This window comes from Leptotrichia sp. (genome assembly GCF_057270615.1).
This window is the reverse complement of the sequence record NZ_DBHIXN010000002.1, coordinates 36,799-59,417: the sequence shown is the minus strand read 5'-3', so window position 1 is coordinate 59,417 and position 22,619 is coordinate 36,799. Positions and strand designations below refer to the sequence as shown.

Sequence of the window (22,619 nt, the reverse complement as noted above, 5' to 3'; positions counted from 1 at the left end):
TTTTTAGAAATCAGGATTTTAGAACAGGAAGGTTTGACTTCTTGTAAAAAGAAAGTTACTGAAGTTTAAAAAATTGAGAAGATAGGAAAATTTCAAAATAAAAAACTATGAAAGGAAATAAAAATTATGAAATTATGGGAAATAATGGGAGAACTGCAGACAATTTTCAGTCCGAGAATAGCGGAAGACTGGGATAATGTGGGTCTTCTTGTAGGAGATAGCACAAAAGAGATAAATAAAGTTTTGTTTTGTCTGGATGTGACGGAAAAAGCTATTCAGAAGGCTGTTGATAATGATGTTGATTTGATAATTTCACATCATCCAGTTATTTTTTCGGGATTGAAAAAAATCACAAATGAAACTTTGCATGGGAGAAAAATTTTAAAATTAATAGAAAATAAAATAGCAGTTTACTCAATTCATACAAATTCAGATTTTGCGATAAATGGGTTAAATGACTATATAATGGATAAGTTGAATTTAGATGGTGAAAAAGTGATTTTCAATGAACATGAATTTGAAGATTATAATCCAATAAAAAATAAAATGGAACATGTGCATGGTGGACTTGCAAGAATTAAAATATTAAATGAGGAAATGAAGCTAGAAGATTTGATAGAGAGAATAAAGGATTCACTTGGAATAAGTTATGTGAGATATGTTGGGAATAAAAATTCTTATGTGAGAAAAATTGGACTTGTTACAGGTGGTGGAAGTTCATTTATGTATGAAGTGGCTAACAAGATAGATGTGTTTCTTACTGGAGATCTGAGATATCACGAGGCTTTGGATGCATTGGAAGAAGGACGTATTTTGGTTGATATTGGGCATTTTGAAAGTGAATATCTATTTGTGGATATGATGAAGCAAGAAATGGAAAAATTTTTTAAAGGGGAAATGATACGACATTTTGAGGATGAAGTATTTAAGTTAGGATAAAATTATTTTAAAAATAATAAAAAGAATCTAAAAATAAACTAAAATTAAGTAAAAAAATTTTGAAAATTTAAGAGAAAGTGCTATAATACTTGTATATAGAAATTCTAATTTAAAATGAGAGTAAAAAGTTAGGTTATATTTATAGCTATTTTATTGATTTTTAGACATTTTACTCTGATTTTAGCAGATTGGCTATAATTCAAAAATTTAGTAATTAAAGCATTTAAACTTTAAAAAAATTTAATATAGTTTAACAAAAAATCTAAAATTTATTTAACTAAAACATATTCATCTATATAGAAGCTGTATAAAATTTGATAAGTGAGTTTATAGCCTTTAAACATTGAAGGAAAATTGCTATAGTTTTTGAATAAAAAAAGAGAAGGAAGGTATTTTTATGGCAGGTATAACAGAAACTCAAGAAAATTGGTACACAAAATTTAAAGCCTTTGGACCAGGTATTCTTATGGCTTCGGCGGCTATTGGGGGTTCTCATATTGTGGCATCTACACAAGCAGGAGCATTATACGGATGGCAGTTAGCAATTATTGTAATTTTAGTAAATATTTTTAAATATCCGTTCTTCCGTTTTGGGACTCAATATACGTTGGAACGTAATCAGTCGTTAATTGAAGGTTATGGAGAAAAAGGGAAATTATACTTATGGGTATTTTTCATTATGAATATATTTTCAGCAATTATTAATGTTGCTGCAATAGGTATTTTGACAGCTGCAATTTTGGCAAATATTTTAAAATTGACAATTTTACCTAGTCTTACCCCTGCAGCAATGGCGTCAATGATTAATCTTCTTACAACAATAGTTCTTGTAGGTTCACTTGCAATGCTAGTATTTGGAGGTTATAAACTTTTAGACAGTTCATCAAAGTTTATTGTTGTTTCATTGACTATAGCTACGATTATTGCTGTTGTGATAGCATTGTTTAAACATCATCCAATGGCACCTGACTTTGTAGGTCCGTCTCCATGGAAATTAGCTGCATTGCCATTTATTATATCATTAATGGGGTGGATGCCTGCACCAATTGAAATTTCAGCAATTAATTCAATGTGGACAGTTGAAAAGCAACAGGCAATGAAAGTTTCTCATAAAATTGCAATGCTTGACTTTAATGTAGGTTATTTTGTTACAACAATATTGGCATTTGTATTTTTGGCATTAGGAGCGTTAATTCAATATGGTACAGGAACTGCAATTAAAGGTGCAAGTGCTGCTTATATTTCTCAGTTTATAAAAATGTATTCAAGCGTAATTGGAAGCTGGTCAGGACTTCTTATTGCATTTATCGCATTTATGTGTATTTTTGGTACGACAATAACAGTTGTGGATGGTTATTCACGTGCGAATGCTGAATGTTTACGTTGGATTCGTAAACAAAAAAAAGTGACAACAAGACATTTTAATCTATGGATGATTGTAACTGTAATTTTAGCAATGATTATCGTATTTTTCTTTGCTGGAAATGTAGCTAAAATGATGAATTTTGCAATGATATTTTCATTTGTTTCAGCTCCTGTTTATTCTTACCTTAATTTTTCACTTGTTAAGGATAATAATAAATTACCTGCCTGGCTATGGTTTTTGTCAGTTGCAGGAATTATATATTTAGCAGGATTTACAATATTTTTCCTTGTTTATTTGTCAGGAATTTTAAAATAAAAAGATAATTAATATATTTTTAATAGGATGTTTATAAGTCGAAAATAATTTTATTAACGTAGATTTATAATACATCCTATTTTTTATTTACAAAAAAATCAAAGTATACTCAAATTTATTAAAAATTATATAAATTTACGATTTTAAGGTCATAGTTAAGTTAAAAAATAAGATTGCTGTTATAGTAAAATTATGATATAATATTCTTTAGAAAAATTATTAGGTGTGAAAAGAGGGAAAAAAAGGAAATGAGAAAAAAAGTAAAAATTGGTATTAAAAGTAAAAAGCTGATGCTAACTATGGCATTTTTAGCTACATCTGCATTTTCATTTGCTGAAGGTGAAAATTATCATGATTATAAGGCATTATTAATTGGAGATGTAAATGGAAATATTATAAAGGAAGACAATAGTTTAGCAGTTCGACCTTTGGCATCAGTTACAAAAATTATGACATCAATATTGACATTAGATAAAATAAAAACAGGGCAAATTTCTTATGATGATAAAGTAACAGTTTCATCAAAAGCTGCTTCAGTTCCTTATGGAGTAAAATTAACTGCTGGGAAACAGTATACAGTAAGAGACTTGTTAAAAGCTACAATTATAAAATCTTCGAATAATGCTGCTTATGCTCTTGCCGAATACGTAGGAGGAAATATTCCAAATTTTGTACATTCAATGAATGAAAAAGCAAAAAGCTATGGATTAGATTCGCTTAGATATTGTTCACCAAATGGATTGCCGCCTAGTTATACAGGTTCTTGCATGGATCAAGGAAATGCACGTGATTTGTATAAACTGGCTCAAATAACTTTAAAAGATTATAGTGAGTATTTAAATTTTTCAAAAAACAAAGTAGATTACATTGACAACGGAAATACAAAAGTAACTTCTACAAATACTCTTTTAGGAAATGTAGAAGGAGTCGATGGGTTAAAAACAGGTTATCACGATGCTGCAGGTTCAAATATAGTATTGACAGCAAATAGAGGTAATGATAGAATGATAGCTGTTATTCTAGGTTCAAATCATGCAAAAGACAGAAATGCAATTGGAGCAAGAGAAATAAATGATTACTATATAAATGGTTATGCAAAGAAAAATAATGGAGCAAATAATAATTATGGTTATGTAAATGACAACAGTAAAGTAAATAATAATAATCAAAATAATTATACTGACAGCAGTTATAACAACAGTGATGAATCTGACAGTGAAACTCAAAATAATAATGCCCAAAAGAAAAATAAAAAAGGGAATTTTTTTGATATGATTTTTGGAAAAAATAATAATAGTAATAATTCAGCAAAAAAAATGAAGATTATAAGTAAAAATGATATAGTGGCAGTAGTAAAAATAGGTGAAAATAAATATAATTTATATCCTACAAAAGATGTGGAAATAACTGCAACTCAACGACCCAATCTGACTTATACGGTAAACTTAAATTCAGGAGTGAATAAAAGCAGCAAAGGAAAAGTTGTAGGAACTTATGTTGCAACTGATGGAACGTTGACTTATAGTGGAGAATTAATTATGAAATAATATAAAAAGGGCTGTTTTTATAACGGCTCAATTTTTTTAAAATCACAGTCTATTTCACAAGGGTCAAGATCCTTGTTATCAAATAAATAATTATAACGGAAAGGAAATAAAATGTCTATTGGAGTATTTGATTCAGGAATTGGAGGACTTACTGTATTGAAAGAAATTAGAAAAGTCTTGCCAGATGAGGAAATATATTATCTTGGAGATACAGCAAGAGTTCCTTATGGAGAAAAGACAAAAGAATTGATTATAAGATATTCAAAAGAAATTGTTGAATTTTTACTTGAGAAAAATGTAAGTGCTATTGTAGTGGCTTGTAATACTGCTACGGCACTTGCGTTAAAGGAATTGAAAGAAACTTTTAAAATTCCGATTATTGGAGTGATTGAAGCTGGGGCAAGAACAGCAATAAATACAACAAAAAGTGGTAAAATTGGCGTAATTGGAACAAAAGCAACTATAAAGTCTGGAAAATATGAAGAGGAAATAAAACTTTTTAATAAAAAAGTGGAAGTATTTCAAAAGGCTTGTCCACTTTTTGTTCCTGCAGTAGAAGAAGGAATTTTAAGCGGAAAACTGGTGAATCAAATAATAAAGACATATCTTGATGATTTTAAAGGGAAAATAGATACTTTAATATTAGGATGTACTCATTATCCGTTGTTAAAAGATGCCATAAGTAAAATTTATCCAGATATAAAAATAGTTGATCCAGCTAAGGAAACAGCATTGGATTTGAAAGAGATTTTGCAAAAAAATGAATTTTTGAAAAATGATGCTAAAAAAAATGAAGAAGTAAAATATTATGTAACAGATGGGCAGGAAAAATTTAAGGAAATTGGTATTATGTTTTTGGAGGAAAATATTTCAAAAGTAGAACTGGTAAAATTATAAATGTTATTTATCAAGGAATCAGAATAAATAAAACAAGTCTTATTTTTATTTAATAGAAAATATAAAAAATAGAGAAAGGATGTAGATGTTTGAATATATTTTAGGAAAATTGGCAGTAAAAAAAATAGATTATGTTGCATTAGAAATAAATGGATTGGCATATAAAATTTATATATCATTAAAAACTTTTGAAAAAATAGCTGATATTGGAAATAATGAAAAATTATATATTTTTACAAATGTGAAAGAAGATGATATTTCACTTTATGGGTTTAAAACGCAAAATGAAAGAGAGCTTTTTAAGGCTTTGATAAGTATAAGTGGAGTAGGACCAAAACTTGCGATTGCAATATTGTCAACTTTTAATATGAGAGAAATTATAGAGATTGTTATGGAAGATGAGTCTAAAATCTTTACAAGAGTTCCAGGTCTAGGAATGAAAAAGGCTCAAAAAATAATATTGGATTTAAAAGACAAAGTTAAAAAAATAAATGTAACAGAAATAATTGAAGAGACTAGCAACATATCAAGCGGAAAATTGATAGCTTTAGAATCTTCTGATCCTAAAATTTTATTAATGAAAGAAGATTTAAAATTAGCTTTAGAATCTTTGGGATATACAAATACTGATATTTCCAAATGGATAAAAGATAGTGAATTGGCTCAATTAAAAGATATTAGTGAAGCTATAAAATTAGTTTTACAAAAAATTCAAAGTAAAAAATAGTTGTGTAAAAATAATATTAGTGCTATTTTTTAATAGGATTTAGTATTAAATTAAAATATATAAAAAATGTACCTTCAAACTTTTTATTTTAAAGTTAAGTTTTTAGGTACATATTTTTTTTAAAAAATTTTTCATATTCATATTAATCATCTCCATTCAGATTTATCTTTATTTTTTTATTTTGTTCATATCTCTTCTTGAACAAATATATAATATCATTTAATTTTGACAAAAATATGTAAAATTTGTGATTTTTTATGAAGTTTTAAATTAATATTTTTAAAATTAAATTAAAAAAGTATTGACAAAATCATAAAAATATAGTATTATTTAATTAATATTAAATATTAATTAATGAAAAGGAAGAAAAATGAATTATTATGAAGTGTTAAATGTATCTGAAAATGCTGATATTTCAGAAATAAAGAAAAAATATAGGAAATTGGCGATGAAATATCATCCAGATAGAAATTCGGGAGATAAGAATACTACAAAAAAATTTAGAGAGATAACAGAGGCTTATGAAATTCTTGGAGATGAAAAGAAAAGGAAAGAGTACGATTATAAAAGAAAAAATATTCAAAATCAAAGAAATGATAAAAGTAAAAATAAAAATTTCAAAAACAAATTTTCAGAAAATAATTTTACTTTTGGAAAAGATTTTTTTAAAAGTGCTAAAGAAATGAAAGGAATGTTTGAAAGTAGTTTTAAAATGGATAAAATGGAAGAAAAAAAAGCAAGGGCAGAAAAAGAAAACATAAGAAATAGATTTGATCGTTTTTTTGATGTAAAAAAAAATAAATAAATTGGGGAAAGGAAATTGAAAATGTTATGGGGAATTAGAAAATTTTGGGCAAATACTAGAAATATTTTTAGGCGACCATTTGGGCGTGGGAGCATTTATCGGCTGGAAAGACTTAGAAGTGTTGCACGAATGAGAGAAAATGGTAAAAGTAATACTGAAAGAAGCAGTTTGGGAGTTGACAAAGGGATAAAAAAATATGAAAAGCGAAAATTAAATGCAAGAAATCAAAAAAGTTATAAATTTTTTAATGTAAAAAATATTTTGATAATGATGGTTTTGATGTTTACATTTATTTTTGTGCATTTTTCAGGATATTCTACAAAAAGTCTTTATTTTTCAATTTTTATTTATATTGGAGTTACACTTTACTTGCTTATTGTGGAAAGATTTTTTGAAAAAGTAGAAGTTCAGGAGGAAATTAGAAATATAAAAAATGATAGAGAAAGGGAACATAATGTTTTTTTAGAAAGAGTGAAGGAAATAGAGGATTTAGAAAAAAATCAAATTGATCATATATTTTTGAAGGATTCAGAAGATTATGATATAAAAATTTGGAAAGTTGGAAGGGCAACATCGCTTTTAATTGGAAAACAGTCGCCTAGAAATAGAGTGGATATTGATGTAAGTGAAGGAATTTATTCTAATTTGGTTAGCAGAGCTCACGGTATTTTAAATCGTGTTAATGGAATTTGGTATTATGAAGATTTAGGATCGCAAAATGGAAGTGGAATTGAAAGAAATCTAGATAAGCGAAAAATAAAATTAAAAAAAAATATACCTGTAAAAGTGGAATCAGGCGATATAATTTATTTGGCAACTACAAAAATATTATTAAAATAAATAAAAAATGGAGGAATATTTTAAAATGAAATTGGATAGATGTAAAAATGGTCATGTATACGATGTTTCAAGATATAGCACGTGCCCTTACTGCAAATCTGAAGGGCTGGAAACAGAAATCCAAGATGACAAAATTAATTTAGTTGAGCAAATGGAAGATGAAGATAGAACTACTGCCTACTGGTCAAAAGACAGCACCATAGATCCTGTTGTAGGATGGCTTACGTGCATTGAAGGGCATGACAAAGGAAAGGATTACAGGATTGTGAGTGAGCGGAATTTTATTGGTCGTGGAGAAAATATGGATATTCAGATTTCAGGTGATACTATGATTTCTAGAAAAAATCATTGTTCGATAAGCTATAATCCAAAACAGCGTAAGTTTATGCTAACTCCTGGAGATTCTAACGGGCTAATTTATTTAAATGGAGAAGCTGTTTATAATACGGTAGAATTAAGGGCTTATTCAGTTATGGAAATGGGGGAGAGTAAGTTTGTGTTTGTAAATCTTTGTGGAGATTATTTTGATTGGGAAAAGGAAAAAGCAAGAGAAGAAAATATAAAAAGAAGATATGAAAATTTGACTGATGAAAAAATAGACAAAAATATGAATTTTGTGAATAGAAATAGTAAAAATGGGGATTTAGAAGTAAAAATTGAAGATTATGAAGAATAAATCTGTTAGATAATTGTATAAATTTAAAAATATAACGAAATAAATAATTTAATGACTTGGATTCTAATTTATCTACAATAAACTGATTCAAAATAAATCTTAAGAAAAATTAAAAATATAAATAAAAAAAGTTGCTGAACAATTGATTAAAAATATATTTTATAAAAATTGAATAATAGCAATACTTATAATCACAAGGGGGCAAGCCCCCTTGTCAGAGATTGGAGAAAAATAAGAAAAATAAAAATTTAGAAAAACTGTGTTTATTGGAATTTTTAAACTTTTACAAGTGGCTATTAATAAAAATAGAGGGAGAAAAAGATAATATGAGGAAGGATGAGGCAAAATTTATTACGGAATTTTTGAGCGAAGCTGGGACAAAAGCTGAAAATAGTGATTATTTTGGATATGTTTTGCTGGATAATTATGGGATTTGGGCTGTGGCAGATGGATTTGATGAGGAAGAAGGGGCAAAAGTTGCAGCAAGGATTGCTGTAGAATCTGTAATTGAATATTTTATGCTGCGTCCACGATTTAATTATGACGTAATAAAGGAAATGATGGATTATGCCAATTTAAAAGTTAAGGAAAAGCAGGAAGAAAGTCAAAAATATTCTCTTATGCATACTTCTCTTTTAATCGTCATAAGTAATTATAATTCAATTTTATATGGAAATATTGGAAATACAAGGTTTTATCATATTAGAGGCGGATATATTGTTTCTCAAAGTAAAGATGACACGATAGCACAGCTGTTGGTGGATGAAGAGGCATTAAATATATCAGATATGAGATTTCACAGGCAAAGAAATGATTTGCTCCAGGCAATTGGGGATTTTGGGAAAATTAAGCCCAATATTACAAAAAGTCCTGTGGAGCTTATGGAAAAAGATGTTTTTTGCTTGACAACTGTGGGATTTTGGGAAAATATTGATGAACACGATATGGAAAATGATTTATCCAGATTTGAGGATAAAAAGCAATGGCTAAATTCATTGGAAAAGAGGATACTTGCTTCGCTTAGGGATAATATTGAAAATTATACGATTGCACAGGTGGAAGTGCAGGCTGTGGCGAGTCCAGAGCCTATGGAAAAGGATAGAAGTAAACTTATAAAAAAGATAATTTTAGTAGTAATGATAGTTGTTGTGATTATTTTATTTATTATAATTTGGAATGTAAAAAGGCGAAATAGTATTTTACAGGCGGCAACACAATATGAAAAGTTAGCAGACGAAGAGATTTTGAAAAAGAATTTCAGTAATTCAATTGATAACTTGAAATTAGAAGCTGGAGAATATGAAAAATTAAAGCCAAAAAGCAAAGGAATAATAGGATTTCTTACAAATGCTGAGAAAAAAAGAAATGATGCGGATAAAAAAATTAATGAGATAAATAAGAAAATTGAAGAAACTGAAAAAATTAAAGAGGCATTTTCAGATATTAATGAAGGAAATGAACTGTTTAACAATGGGAATTATGATGAGGCAAACGTCAAATATCAGCAGGCTAAATATAATTTGAATGACAATAGCTATAAGCGTGATGAACTGAATACAGAAGAAATTTTAACGACGCTAGATTCACGGATAAATTCGGCTGTGAAATTAAAAGAGGCAAAGGCTTTGGAAATGGCTGGAGATAATGCAGTTAATGAAGGAAGCTATAATTTGGCAAAAGCTAGTTATAAAAATGCAGAGGACATGTATCTGGCAAATGGAAGGGCGGATTATGTTTCACAAATCGAGAAAAAAATAGAAGAAATAGCGGATAAGGAAAAAACGGCATATAATGGTGCAATGCTTGCAGAAAACAAAGGAGATTCGCTAGCACAAAGTAACATTAATTCTTCTAAAGAGGCTTATTATCAGGCACGTCAGATGTACCAGACGCTTGGAGATACTGTGAAAGCAGGAGAAATTGACAATAAGATACAAGAGCTTAATTCACAGCAAAATGCTGATTTACAGACTGCTAATAATCTTGTTCAAGAAGGACTTTCGCAAATAACAGCAAACAATCCAGCACAGGCAATAGGGATTTTGACACAGGCTAAAAATATTTATCAAAAAATGAAAGATACAAATAATGTAAATGCTGTTGGGAAATATATAAGCCAGGCACAGGAATTTATTAAATTTGAAAGCCAGAATGCCGAAAAACTGAAGGAAAAGGAATTGGAATATTCGGAAAAATTAAAATCTCAAGAAACAGAATATTCAGAAAAGCTAAAACAGCAGGAAATTCAGCTACAGCAGCAATTGCAGGCAAAAGAAGCAGAAATAAAAGTACAGCAAGAACAAATGGAAAAAGAAAGGCAAAAGCGGGAAGAAATCTCAAGAAAAGTAGAAAATGCTTCAAATCTAGAAAGGCAGGCTGATCAACTGGCTATAGATGAAAAATATGAGGAAAGTATCTCAAAATATGAAGAAACTAAAAAATTATTGGAAGAAGTAAATGCTGATGGAAATTTTGGGAATCAAGCAGGTAAGATTGAAGATTTAAATAAGAAAATTGAAAAAAATGAAGGATATTTGCTGAAAAAAAAGGGAGAAGAGGATCTGAAAAATAAAAAATGGAAAGATGCTATGGAAAAACTTACACAGGCAAAGGAAAAGCTGGAAAAGGCTGGCATAAAACAAAATGAATTGGAAAAAATAGGAAAAGAATTGAAAAGAGCCGTGAAAAAGGTAAATAAGAAATGGTGGCAGTTCTGGAAGATTTTTTAAGACGGGAGGGGAAAAAATGGTAAAAAATATAAAATTAAATACTTTCTTTTTTAAGGAATATGTGCAAATTGCTGAAAAAAATACATATTCAGCATACATTCCAAATGGAAATAGAGGAATTTGGTGTATTGCTGATTTTGAAGAAAAAATATATGATAAAAAGCAAGAAAATATAGAAATAGATCAAAAAATAGAAAATAATAATATTATAAATAAAAAGAATGTTAAAAGGAAAAATTTGGCAAAAGCTGGAGTTCATAAAGTTATTGAAAAATATTTAGAAAACAGTAGTTTTTCAATAGAAAATATGAAAAAGATAATACAGTCTTCCAAAGATAAAGTAATTTTTGAAAAAAGTAAATTTTTTAAAGTTGAAAAAAATAATAAAAAATATTTTGACTTAAAAGATTTTTATTCGCAAATCGTTATTATTATTGATAAAGAAGATATGATTGTGGGAAATATGGGGAAAACTGAACTTGCTTTGTATCGGGAAAATAAAATTATAGAAAAAATACGTGGAGAAGAAATTAAAAAAATAAAGTTACAGAAAAATGATTATTTGCTAGTTGGAAGTTCTGAATTTTGGAAAAATATTAATGAAAATGAAATTGAGGAAGTTTTTGTCAATATGAAAAGTAAAGAAAATATTGAAAAAAATTTGAGTAATAAAGTAAAAATTGCAGAAAGAAAATTAAAAAAGGTCATACCGTTTTTATCAATTTTTGTGGAAAATATTGAAAATGAAGACAATAAAGAAGAACTGAAAAGAGAAATTGAAAATAAAAACCAAAAAAATAAAATAGCTGTAAAATATATTTTTTTAGCTGCGATATTTGCACTTGTATTTGTTTCTGTGGGAAAAAATATTCAAAATAGGAATATAAAAATTCAAAGAGAAAAAAATATTAAAAATGTAATAGTTAAAAAAATTTCAGAACAAGAAAGGCATCTTAAAAATAATCTGGCTGTAAAAATGGAAGTTGAAAAAAATAGAATCAGAAATGAGAATACTGAGAATATTGAAGAAAAATCAGAAGATGCAAGAAAAAATGAGATAGAAAAAACAGTTGTAAGTGATAAAAAAGTAAATAAAAATATTAAAAATTTGAAAACAGTTCAAAATACAAAAAAAATCAGAAAAAACATAAAAACTAGAAAAATAAAAAACAGAAAAGTAAGAAAAAAAATTGATAGAAATAAAAAATACAAAGATAAAAGGTATGGTGATAAACGTTTAAGTGTAAATAATAATGGTTTTAGAAGAAATTCTAGTTTAAGAGGCAAAAGTGATAAATTTTCACAGCTCGAGAAAGAAATTGAGCAAAATTGGGAAATTTTGGGACGTGACAGAAATGGCAATGATATGAAAAGAATATAAAAGGGAAAAATAAAGATGGATTTTTTATCAAAGGGAACAATATTAAATGGGAAATATAAGATTATAAATTATGTGGCTAAAAGTGATTTTTCTAATATTTATTTGGCTGAAAATGGTCGAAGAAAAAAAGTGGCTGTGAAAGAATGTTATCCCTCTGAAATTGTTATGAGGTATGAAAATAAAGTTTTTACAGAGAAATATAGAAAAGATTTTGAGAAATTGAAAGAATGTTTTTGGAAAGAGAAACATATTTTAGAAAAGTTTTGTAAGAAGTCTAAAGGAAGTAAGGGGAAATTTTGGAATAAAGTTATTAAAGATAGTGTCATTAGGATTTTAGATTTTTTTAGCGAAAATGGAACAAATTATATCGTTATGGAATATTTTGGGATTACTTTGAAAAAGTATATTTTAGAGAATAAGATTCAAGATGACAAAACAAGAATAAACGATATTTTAAAAATATTTAGAAAAATTGTAAGAGTTGTTAGTAAGATTCATAAGAAGGGTATTATTCATTGTGATTTAAAACCTTCAAATATTTTAATTGATATTAGGGGAAATATTAGAATTATTGATTTTGGGTCAAGTTTGAGAAAAGGGCAAAAGATAGATTTTATTGAGGTTTCAGAAGGATATTCAGCTATTGAAGTTTATTCAAAAAAGGTTCGGATTGATGAGAGAGCAGATGTTTATTCACTTTCGGCACTTTTGTATTTTATGCTTTGTGGGAAGAAAATTGATGGGGCAGTTCAGAGATTTTATAAGCCAGAATTGGAATTTACAAGAGAAGTGATTTTGGGATTTGAGAAAATTGGGAAATTTAAGGAAGTGGAAAAAATAATAAAAAAAGGATTGGAATTTGAAAGGAAAAAGAGATTTGGGAGTGTTAGAGAAATGCTTGAAAAATTAGAATTATTATAAATAATATTTGTTAATTTTTAAAATATAGTCCATGTAAAAAAATTTTATAATTTTATATAAATGTATAGTAAAACTAATTTAAAACTGAACTCAAAAGCTATGGATATTTTGCTCAAACTCTAAGTTTATATAGTTTTTAATAGTTTAATTTTGAATGTGTATGAGTATATATAAATTTATCGGTATAAAGATTTTTTTATAAATTATACAAAAAGTTTAAATTTTCACAAATTTAATAAATAAAGGGGAAAATATAGAGATGAAATTGTTTTATGAGGAAGAATTACGGAGAAAATCCTATTATGAGATGTATCAGATTGCGATTGAGGAAAAGTTGGTGGATGTGTATTTGGAAACGCCTACGAGAGAGGAGCTAATTGCACTTTTGATGAAATATCGGGGAGTGAAGGCTAATTATTGTATTGACAAGTATAATAAAAATGGGCTTGTGAATGTTCAGCAGCTTTTTGACAGTAAGCTTGGAGAAAGGATTCATCATGAAAATAAAATACGAGTGCCGCACAAAATTATTTTGTATAAGGAACTTGATTTAATGAGAGAGGATAATTATAAAATTGAAATTCCTGAAAATGTGAGCAGTGCAAATGTTTTTCTTATAAATGCAAATAATTATCTTTGTGGAATTTTTCAGCTGGAAAAAGATTTGAAAAGTAGGAATAAATATTTTTTAATTAGTAAAAAAGAATTTTTTAGAGTTGAGACATTGAGAAATAATAAGTTTTCGTTTTTATTTTTTAAAGAAAATGACTTAAAATTTATTCATGAATTTTATAATTGGAAGGAAGATGAGCCATATCCGCTTTATCCATATCAGATGGATTATTATAAAGTTGAAATTGAAAATTTTGTTGTAAAAAATCTGGAAACTACCAATACTCCGCTTTGTATTGATTTTGGGACTGTAAATACAGCTTTGGGAGCATATCTGGATAAAAATTATGTAAGGGATTTGCCAACTAATGATATTTTGAATGGGAATGTTGTCATTGATGCGATAAACTATGTGAAATTTGATGATGGGGAAAGGCATTACCGTGAGATTTTTCCAACATTGGTTTATGTTGAGGATTGCAGCGATAGTAATAATATTAAGTATTCGTTTGGATATGATGTGGTAAGAAAATTGGAAAAAAATGATTATATTGTTAATGGATCGATTTTTTATAGCTTGAAAAGGTGGGTGCATGAGCATAATAAGCTGGAAAAAATTAATGATGAGTTTGGGAATATTTTGTATGTAAAAAGAAAGGAAATAATAAAGGCATATTTGGAATATGTTGTGAATCGTGCAGAATATATGTTTAAATGCAAATTTAAAAAAATTCATGCTTCCAGTCCTGTAAAATTAAAAGAGCAGTTTTTGACAATGTTTCAGGAAATTTTTATGGTAGAAAATAAATTTAATAAAAGTTCTGGAAATGAAGCTGATAAACAGAATAAAATTTCTTATGAAAAAAATTATGAATATGAAATTATTCGTGAAAATGCAATGGATGAAGCGATTGCTGTGCTTTATAATACGATTGAGATACAGATAAGGAAGGGGAGATATAAGGAAAATGAAGAATATAGTGCTTTAATTATTGATTGTGGTGGCGGGACGACGGATTTAGCAGCTTGTAAATATGTGATTAATAAGGACAGGATTTCATATTATTTGGATATAAGAACAAGTTTTGAAAATGGAGATGAAAATTTTGGGGGAAATGACTTGACTTATAGGATTATGCAGTTTTTGAAAATTGTGCTGGGGGCAAAGTATTCTGAGAATAGGGTTGTTTCTGTTAATAATTTGATAAAATATGATAATGATATGATTTATAAAGTGATTGATGATAGCGGTGTTGATAAAATTTTTGAAAATATGAATTTGGAATATGAAAAATATGAGAAAATAATACCGACAAAATATTCACACTTTGAAAACAAAATGAGCGAAGAATATCAAAAAATACGAAATAATTTTTATATGCTTTGGGAAGCTGCTGAAAATTTAAAAAAAGAATTTTTTACATCTGATGGAAGATTGCGAACACGTTTTGATGCACCTAGAAATTATGAAAAAAGAAATGACATTCATATAACACAGTTAAAAAGCTGGAAAATTCATACTTATGAAAATGAAATATTTAATACAATAACAGATTATCCAAGACATATTTTTACAATAAAGGAAATAGAAAAAATTGTAAAAGCCGATATTTACGGAATGCTCAGAAAATTTTTGAACACTTACTATAAGGAAGGACTGCTTTTTGAGTATTCGCTTATAAAGTTGAGTGGACAGTCGACTAAAATTAGTACATTTCAGGAAGTTCTAAAAGAATTTGTGCCAGGGAAAATGATTGAATATAAGGAGCTTAGTCATCGTGATGATTACGAACTAAAATTGAACTGCCTGGATGGAGCTATAAAATATTTGGATTATAAGAGATTTGGGCATATGGACGTAGAAATTGTAAATGAAGTACCGCTTGTGCCATATTCTGTATGGGTGGAAAAATACGATGGAGAAAAGGTTGAAATGATTCAGACTTCACGAAAAGCTGATATTTTGATTGGACAAATTGATAAAAAAAGTTCAGCTGAAGAACTAAAAATTTATGTCTATAATGCTGAAGGAGAACTTAAAAAAGAGATGATCTATAAAAATGAAGATGACTATGAGGAAATGGATGCAAGAGAAATTTTACCAGAATTTGTAAATATTATTTCTCAAAATGATACTGATACAATTCAAAATGATACAGTTAGATTTTTTGTTTATACTGATCTAAATAACTGGGGATTTTTTGTTGTTCCAATTCAAAGAAAGTCAGATCAGCTTTATCTTGGACGTAAGCAATATTTTCCTTATGAAGATAATTTAAGTGAAAATTCTTATTTTGATGGAAATCACTAAAAAAGGGGAAAAATATTGAAAAAAAAAGATGAACTAATTTGGTTAATGCCGACGATTTTTATTTTTATTATTCTTTTTATGATAAAATTTTGTACACCTAAAATTAATAGAAAATATATTATTAGTAAAATAAAACGTGAAAATCTTGAACTTTTTGTAGATATGAAAGGAACTGTTGCTGCAAATAATGTTACTAAAATTGGATTAGATGTAAATTTATCAGTTGATGATGTTTATTTTAAAGCTGGAGATTTTGTGAAAAAGGGCGATATAATAGTAAAATTTAGCGATTATCAGAAAAGTGATGTTAGTGAAAAAAGAGCATTGCTGGCTGTAAAAAATTCACAGTTGAGGAATCTTGAAAAACAGCAGAAATTAGGGGCGGATGTGAGTAAAAAAATTCAAGAAGTAAAAGGGGAAATAGATGGATTGGAGCTGGAAGTAAAAGATGAAATGAAAAATGCTGTGTTAGTTCAGAGAACTGTGAGAAGTCCGTTTGATGGATATATTATAAAAATTAATGCTGTAAAAGGTGGAATTGTAAATAAAAATGATACTATAGTTGTTTTGGCGAAAAAGAATGATCTAAAAATAGTAAGTGAAAGTATGACAGATGAAAAAATTAAAAATTTGGGTATTGGAAATATGGCTGAAATAAGTCTTTTTAGAAGAGAAAATAAAAAAGCTGGAGAAGAAAAAACACTTGAAGAATTAGTTGAAGTTAAAAATGATAAAAGTGAAAAAGATTTTAAAAATAGAAATAATAAAGGGGATTTAGATTTGTTTTCTGAAAAGAAAGTGATTGAAGCGGAATTATTTAGAATTAACAAAGTTGTAAATATGAATGTACTTGAGTTTTTGCCGATTTCTTTTAGGGATTTATTTTTAAGTGAGCAAGTGGATATTCGTGTGATTTATAGAAAGAAAGAGAATGTTTTAGCTGTTCCTAAAAAAGCGGTTATTTTTAAAAATCAGAAAAAGTATATTTATTTGATTGATAAAAATAATTTGGTTAAGGAAAGGGAGATTTTTGTTGGGGTGGATAATGGAGAAAAAGTTGAAATTTTTGGAATGAATATTGAGAAAGGGATGGAAATTGTGGAAAATCCTGATGATAAAATTACAAATAATGTAATTGTGGAAAGAAGAAATATTCAAGATGAAGAAATTGAAAAGAAAAAGAGAATAGAAAAATTAGAGAATGAAAATAAAAAAATAGAAAATAAAATGAATGAAAATGAGAGGGAAATTATTAGATTGAAGAAAAAATTATAATTTATTTTGATTACTTGAAAGTAAATATTAGGTTTAATCTACTAAAAAGATTTATGATGTATTTATTATTTAAATGGGGTTTAATATAAATAGTAGATCAATTAATCATGAATTTTGTGTGGGCGAGGCTTTTTTTAGTAAATAATATGAAATATGTTTTTGTTTTTTTAAATGGTGTCTAGTATAAATAAAAGATTTTTTACAAGGGGTAAAAACCCCTTGTCAGTAAACAAATAAAATTTTCTAATTTGAATTTCCAATTTTGTTAATTTTTCCATTATTAGTTACAGAAAGTTCATTTCCATTTGGAAAATCAGATTTATTTAAGGAAATTATTTTTTTGATAACTAATTTTTCTGAATCTATGAAAGGGCCTAAACTTTTGTAGGTTTGTCTTACAGGGATAATCTCTCCAGAGATAAAATTCCCGTTGCTGTCTATTTTAATTTTAAAAATTGGAGCAATTCCCATTGATCCAGAAACATTTATTTTTCCGAAAGTTGCAAAATTTCCTCCACTGTAAGAGATAAATTTATTTTTGTAAAGTTCAATTGCTCTTGTGACATGAGGCCCTTGTCCGAAAATGATGTCAGCTCCGTTGTCTATCGCAAAATGGGCAAATTCATAGACATTTCCCCGATCTTCTCCATGAAAAATTTCGTGATTTCGAGTAATATGTTCTGCTCCAGCACCTTCAGCTCCACCGTGAAACATAACAATTACAATATCAACTTTTGATTTTAATTCAGAAATAAGTTTTTTTACATAATTATAATCATTTAGTTTTACAGTAGCTGAATTTGGAGCGAATGAAACAAATCCAAATTTTTTTCCATTTTTTTCCAAGATGGTGCTTTCAGCGATACCTTTAATTCCAGAGTATTTTATATTCAAATTATTAAGATTTTGGATAGTTTCCTTAATTCCTGTTTGTCCAAAATCATTGCTGTGATTATTGGCAATACTTAAATAATCAAATCCAGCCTGCTTTAAGTATTTTCCATATTTTGATGGCATACGAAAAGCATAACATACATTTGGATTATCACAGCTTTTCGGAGTTCCACCAGTATCAAATAACGTTCCTTCCAGATTTCCCACAGTAATATCTGCATTTTGAAGCACATCTTGAGTATTTTTCAAAATATTTTCATCATTTTTTGGAAGTAAATCAGATGGATAATTTGAGCCAAGCATTATATCTCCAACTCCAATTATTGTAAATTCTGATTTTGTGTCTTTCTTGTCATTTCCATTTTTAGAAACATTTGTTTTTTTAGTGGTTAATATTTTTTCCAAATTAATAAATTTATTACTAAAGCCTTTAAAATGGGGAATTGTAATAATTAATGCAAGTACAAAAGCTAAAAATGCAAGTAAAATTAATAATATATTTTTTTTCATTTATTTAGTCCTTTCATAATTTATCAAATATATAGTAAAACTAATTTAAAACTGAACTCAAAAGCTGTGACTATTTTACTCAAGGCTTAAATTTATATGATTTTTAATAGTTTAATTTTAAATGAGCTTGGGTATATTTATAGTCAATTTTTGGCAAAGAGTTAAGTTTTTTATTGAACAAGAAAAATATAGTGTTAATATATTTTACATATATTTTTTATAAAAAGCAATATAATTTAAAAAAATAATTTAAAAAGAAAAATATTCTTTACATTTTATGTTTTTTCTATTATACTTTAACTATCTAAAAATAAAGAATGGGAGGATAAATAAATGAAAATTGCTGAAGCTCTTATTTTGCGTGCTGATATTCAAAAAAGAATTGCACAATTGAGAACAAGACTTAATAATAATGCTAAAGTTCAGGAAAATGAAGAACCTGCCGAAAATCCTGAACTTTTATTAACAGAATTAGAGGATTTGACTTCTCAATTAAATGATTTGATAATAAAGATAAATAGAACAAATACTCTTTCAAAAATTGATGGAATTTCATTGGTAGAATTAATTGCTAAAAGAGACACACTTTCTCAAAAGGCAGGGATTTTACGTGAATTTGTTGAAATTGCAAGTCAAAAGGTAGATTTATATTCTACAACAGAAATAAAAGTTTTTAGTACAGTCAATGTGCCAAAACAACAAAAAAAGCTAGATAAATTATCTAAAGAAATTCGTGAAACTGATACAAAATTACAGCAAGCAAACTGGACTATTGATCTAGTTGAAGAATGAAAAATATAATTTTAAATAAAAAAATTTGGCGTAGATATTATTAAGGTGAACATAAACCTTTGGATATTAGGGAAAAAATATCTTACAATGGAAGTAAAGTAATGCGGGGAAGTTACAAAGTTATAGTTAATCCCAGTATTGTTACATCTGTACGAATTATTGTAATTGTTACTACCGTATGTTAATTAATAATATTGAGGATGGGTTGTGGGATTGGTTTTGCTATGTAAAAATTTATAAGGAGAGAAAATATTTTATGAAAAAAATAGGACTTGTGCCACGTTTAATTATTTCAATAGTTCTTGGTATTTTGCTAGGATTAGTTTTACCGAGTCCAGTTATAAGGATTTTTGTTACATTTTCATCGTTGTTTAGTAAATATTTGTCGTTTATTATTCCATTTATGATTATTGGGTTTGTTGTAACTGGAATTTCAGATTTACGACATGGAGCTGGGAAATTGCTTGGTATTACAACTTTGATAGCTTATATTTCTACAATTGTTGCAGGAACGCTTTCATATTTTATGGCAATTAGCATTTTTCCAAAAATTCTTAATTTTGCTTCATTTGTAACAGTAGAACATCCTGAAAAAAATCTTTTGACAGCTTATTTTGACATTCCTGTTACACCAATGTTTGATGTAACTTCAGCGATTATTTTCGCATTTATAATGGGACTTTCGATTAGTTGGCTTAGAAATAATGGAGAAGGGCAGACTACCTACAATCTTTTTCGGGAATTTTCAAAAATAATTACAAAGTTGTTAAGCACATCAATTATTCCGTTACTTCCAGTTTATATTTTTGGAACATTTATGAATATGACTTACAGTGGACAAATTTTTGCAACACTTTCAATATTTTTTAAAGTATTTATTTGTGTAATAATTTTGCATATCTTATATACTGCAGCTTTATTCATATTTGCTGGCGGACTTTCAGGAAAAAATCCGTTTGTTTGTATGAAAAATCAGATTCCTGGATACTTTACAGCTCTTGGAACACAATCTTCAGCTGCTACAATCCCAATAAATATTGAGTGTGCTAAAAGAAATGGAACATCGCCTGAAATTCGTGAATTTGTAGTTCCTTTATGTGCCACAATTCATTTGGCTGGAAGTATTATTACAATTACAAGCTGTGTTGTTACTGTACTTATGATGCACAATATGTCCTACGGAATTTCAACAATTTTCCCATTTATAATGGTTCTTGGTGTAGCAATGGTAGCAGCACCTGGAGCACCTGGAGGAGCCATCATGTCTGCACTTCCATTTTTAGGAATGGTTGGAATTGCTTCCAGCAGCCCAATAGCTTCACTATTAATTGCACTTTACATAACACAGGATAGCTTTGGAACAGCGGCTAATGTTTCTGGAGATAATGCGATTGCCATTATAGTTGACTGGATATATCATAAATTTATAAAAAAATAAAATTAGTATGATTGAAAAAGTAGAAAATTTATGCTATAATTAATCTATAAAGGTAATGGATATACTCCATTTTAAGGTAAAAAATAGCGAGAAAAATACCTTCTTCTTAGTTGAAGGGGGTATTTTTTTATGTTATAATATTTTTGGGTTCGCTACCCAACCTTGAAATGGAGGGAGGTGAACAGTAATGATGAATGGTGATGTTGTTACTTTCATTGTTATGGTTATAATTTTGTATATAATCTTTAACAAATAGATGACAAATTGCCATTTTTTGCCTCCAAGATCTGCAGGAAATTATAACCTGCAGGTTTTTCCATAAAAATTATGAATATAATAAATTTTAATACTAAATTATATTTGAAAAATAGAAATTATATTTTATTTATTTCATAACAGGTGGTTATGTAGCAGGAATTATAACAAAGCTATTATTTTAGTAGGAATAGAAGAAAATAATAAAAAAAGTGAATTACTAATTAATTTTAGTTTTTCACTTTTTATTATGTTATTTTTTTGTTTTTTATATTAGTACCATAAAAGGTTAATTCCATTTTCCTTACATGTTTTTACGATTTCTGGTGTCCATACAGAAGCTTGAACTTCTCCAATGTGGGCTTTTTGTAATAAAAACATGCAGATTCTTGATTGTCCGATTCCTCCACCAATTGTTAATGGTAATTCATCGTTTAAAAGCATTTTGTGGAAATCAAGATTTTTTCTTTCTTCTAGGTTTAATTCTTTTAATTGACGTTCTAATGAAGCTTTGTCAACACGTATTCCCATTGAAGATAGTTCTAGTGCTCTGTCTAGGACTGGATTCCACATAATTAGATCTCCGTTTAATTCCCAGTCATCATAATCTGGAGCACGTCCGTCGTGTCTTTGTCCAGAATTTAACATTTTTCCAATTTGCATAATAAAGATTGCTTTGTGTTCTTTTGCAAATTTGTCTTCTCTTTCGTTTGGAGTTAATTCAGGATATAAATTTTCTAATTCTTGAGAAGTAATAAAAGTAACTTCTTTTGGCAAGAATTTTTCAAATTTTTCAAATTTTTCAGTCAATTCTTTTTCTGTATTTAAAAAGGCTTGATATATTTTTTTAACAGTTGCTTTTAAAAAGTCAATATTTCTATCTTCTTTTGAAATAACTTTTTCCCAGTCCCATTGGTCAACGTAAATTGAATGCATATTGTCTAAATCTTCATCTCTTCTTATGGCATTCATATCTGTATAAATACCTTTTCCTTTTTCGACACCATATTGTTTTAATGCGATTCTTTTCCATTTTGCAAGTGAATGTACAACTTCCAATGTTACATCTGGCATTTCCTTCATTTCAAAAGCCACAGGACGTTCAACGCCGTTCAAATTATCATTAATCCCAACAGACTTTCTAACAAACATAGGTGCTGAAATTCTTGTTAAGTCTAATGCTTTTGCAAGTTCTCTTTCAAAACAGTCTTTTACAGCTTTTATTGCAATTTCTGTTTCCATGATTCCATATTTTGGATCATAATTTTTTGGAATTATAGTTTTTGACATATACTCTCCTTCTTTCTCAATTTTTTATTCTACCTTTAGATGTTATCAAAATTATTATATATTGTCAAATTTTTTTAAATTAAGACTATTTTTTGTAAA

Annotated in this window: 17 protein-coding genes; 15 read left to right on the top strand and 2 right to left on the bottom strand. The window is 27.9% G+C overall.

Features of this window, described 5'->3' with window-relative positions:
- The first annotated feature begins 126 nt into the window (after window positions 1–126).
- The 13 genes from ACO409_RS00830 to ACO409_RS00770 all read left to right on the top strand — a co-directional run bounded on the left by ACO409_RS00830 (window position 127) and on the right by ACO409_RS00770 (window position 17,341).
- Window positions 127–939, top strand: a complete 813-nt coding sequence (locus tag ACO409_RS00830) for a Nif3-like dinuclear metal center hexameric protein (RefSeq protein ID WP_485553939.1) — start codon at window positions 127–129, stop codon at window positions 937–939.
- A 397-nt stretch (window positions 940–1,336) separates the two neighbouring features.
- Entirely contained in the window at window positions 1,337–2,620 is a 1,284-nt protein-coding gene (locus ACO409_RS00825) for an NRAMP family divalent metal transporter (RefSeq protein WP_485553938.1), read from the top strand.
- Between the two features lie 248 nt (window positions 2,621–2,868).
- Window positions 2,869–4,167 (top strand): D-alanyl-D-alanine carboxypeptidase family protein, encoded by a 1,299-nt coding sequence (locus ACO409_RS00820; RefSeq protein ID WP_485553937.1) that lies wholly within the window; start codon window positions 2,869–2,871, stop codon window positions 4,165–4,167.
- 111 nt (window positions 4,168–4,278) lie between these two features.
- On the top strand, window positions 4,279–5,064 hold the full coding sequence (gene murI / locus ACO409_RS00815; RefSeq protein ID WP_485553936.1) for a glutamate racemase: 786 nt from the start codon (window positions 4,279–4,281) through the stop codon (window positions 5,062–5,064).
- 85 nt (window positions 5,065–5,149) lie between these two features.
- Window positions 5,150–5,791 carry a Holliday junction branch migration protein RuvA gene (ruvA, locus tag ACO409_RS00810; protein WP_485553935.1) on the top strand — a complete coding sequence of 214 codons (642 nt, stop codon included), beginning with the start codon at window positions 5,150–5,152 and terminating at the stop codon, window positions 5,789–5,791.
- A gap of 370 nt (window positions 5,792–6,161) precedes the next feature.
- Complete coding sequence (locus ACO409_RS00805) at window positions 6,162–6,596, top strand: DnaJ domain-containing protein (RefSeq protein ID WP_485553934.1); 435 nt, start codon at window positions 6,162–6,164, stop codon at window positions 6,594–6,596.
- Window positions 6,597–6,617: 21 nt separating this feature from the next.
- Window positions 6,618–7,436, top strand: coding sequence for an FHA domain-containing protein (locus tag ACO409_RS00800; protein WP_485553980.1), 819 nt, complete (start codon window positions 6,618–6,620; stop codon window positions 7,434–7,436).
- Between the two features lie 25 nt (window positions 7,437–7,461).
- On the top strand, window positions 7,462–8,112 hold the full coding sequence (locus tag ACO409_RS00795) for an FHA domain-containing protein (RefSeq protein WP_485553933.1): 651 nt from the start codon (window positions 7,462–7,464) through the stop codon (window positions 8,110–8,112).
- Between the two features lie 326 nt (window positions 8,113–8,438).
- Window positions 8,439–10,841, top strand: a complete 2,403-nt coding sequence (locus ACO409_RS00790) for a PP2C family protein-serine/threonine phosphatase (RefSeq protein WP_485553932.1) — start codon at window positions 8,439–8,441, stop codon at window positions 10,839–10,841.
- A 16-nt stretch (window positions 10,842–10,857) separates the two neighbouring features.
- Complete coding sequence (locus tag ACO409_RS00785; RefSeq protein ID WP_485553931.1) at window positions 10,858–12,222, top strand: hypothetical protein; 1,365 nt, start codon at window positions 10,858–10,860, stop codon at window positions 12,220–12,222.
- A gap of 15 nt (window positions 12,223–12,237) precedes the next feature.
- Window positions 12,238–13,143 carry a serine/threonine protein kinase gene (locus tag ACO409_RS00780; RefSeq protein WP_485553930.1) on the top strand — a complete coding sequence of 302 codons (906 nt, stop codon included), beginning with the start codon at window positions 12,238–12,240 and terminating at the stop codon, window positions 13,141–13,143.
- 259 nt (window positions 13,144–13,402) lie between these two features.
- Window positions 13,403–16,066 (top strand): acetate and sugar kinases/Hsc70/actin family protein, encoded by a 2,664-nt coding sequence (locus ACO409_RS00775; protein WP_485553929.1) that lies wholly within the window; start codon window positions 13,403–13,405, stop codon window positions 16,064–16,066.
- Between the two features lie 15 nt (window positions 16,067–16,081).
- Window positions 16,082–17,341, top strand: a complete 1,260-nt coding sequence (locus ACO409_RS00770) for an efflux RND transporter periplasmic adaptor subunit (protein ID WP_485553928.1) — start codon at window positions 16,082–16,084, stop codon at window positions 17,339–17,341.
- 243 nt (window positions 17,342–17,584) lie between these two features.
- Here ACO409_RS00770 and ACO409_RS00765 read toward each other — a convergent pair whose 3' ends face one another.
- Entirely contained in the window at window positions 17,585–18,745 is a 1,161-nt protein-coding gene (locus ACO409_RS00765) for a CapA family protein (protein ID WP_485553927.1), read from the bottom strand.
- A gap of 333 nt (window positions 18,746–19,078) precedes the next feature.
- Here ACO409_RS00765 and ACO409_RS00760 point away from each other — a divergent pair, with 333 nt between their 5' ends.
- Window positions 19,079–19,537: a DIP1984 family protein gene (locus ACO409_RS00760; RefSeq protein ID WP_485553926.1), complete on the top strand. Its 459-nt coding sequence runs from the start codon at window positions 19,079–19,081 to the stop codon at window positions 19,535–19,537.
- A 256-nt stretch (window positions 19,538–19,793) separates the two neighbouring features.
- Complete coding sequence (locus ACO409_RS00755; RefSeq protein ID WP_485553925.1) at window positions 19,794–20,975, top strand: dicarboxylate/amino acid:cation symporter; 1,182 nt, start codon at window positions 19,794–19,796, stop codon at window positions 20,973–20,975.
- A 528-nt stretch (window positions 20,976–21,503) separates the two neighbouring features.
- On the opposite strand, the gene asnA is transcribed toward ACO409_RS00755, so the two are convergent.
- Complete coding sequence (gene asnA, locus ACO409_RS00750) at window positions 21,504–22,520, bottom strand: aspartate--ammonia ligase (RefSeq protein WP_485553924.1); 1,017 nt, start codon at window positions 22,518–22,520, stop codon at window positions 21,504–21,506.
- Window positions 22,521–22,619: the final 99 nt, after the last annotated feature.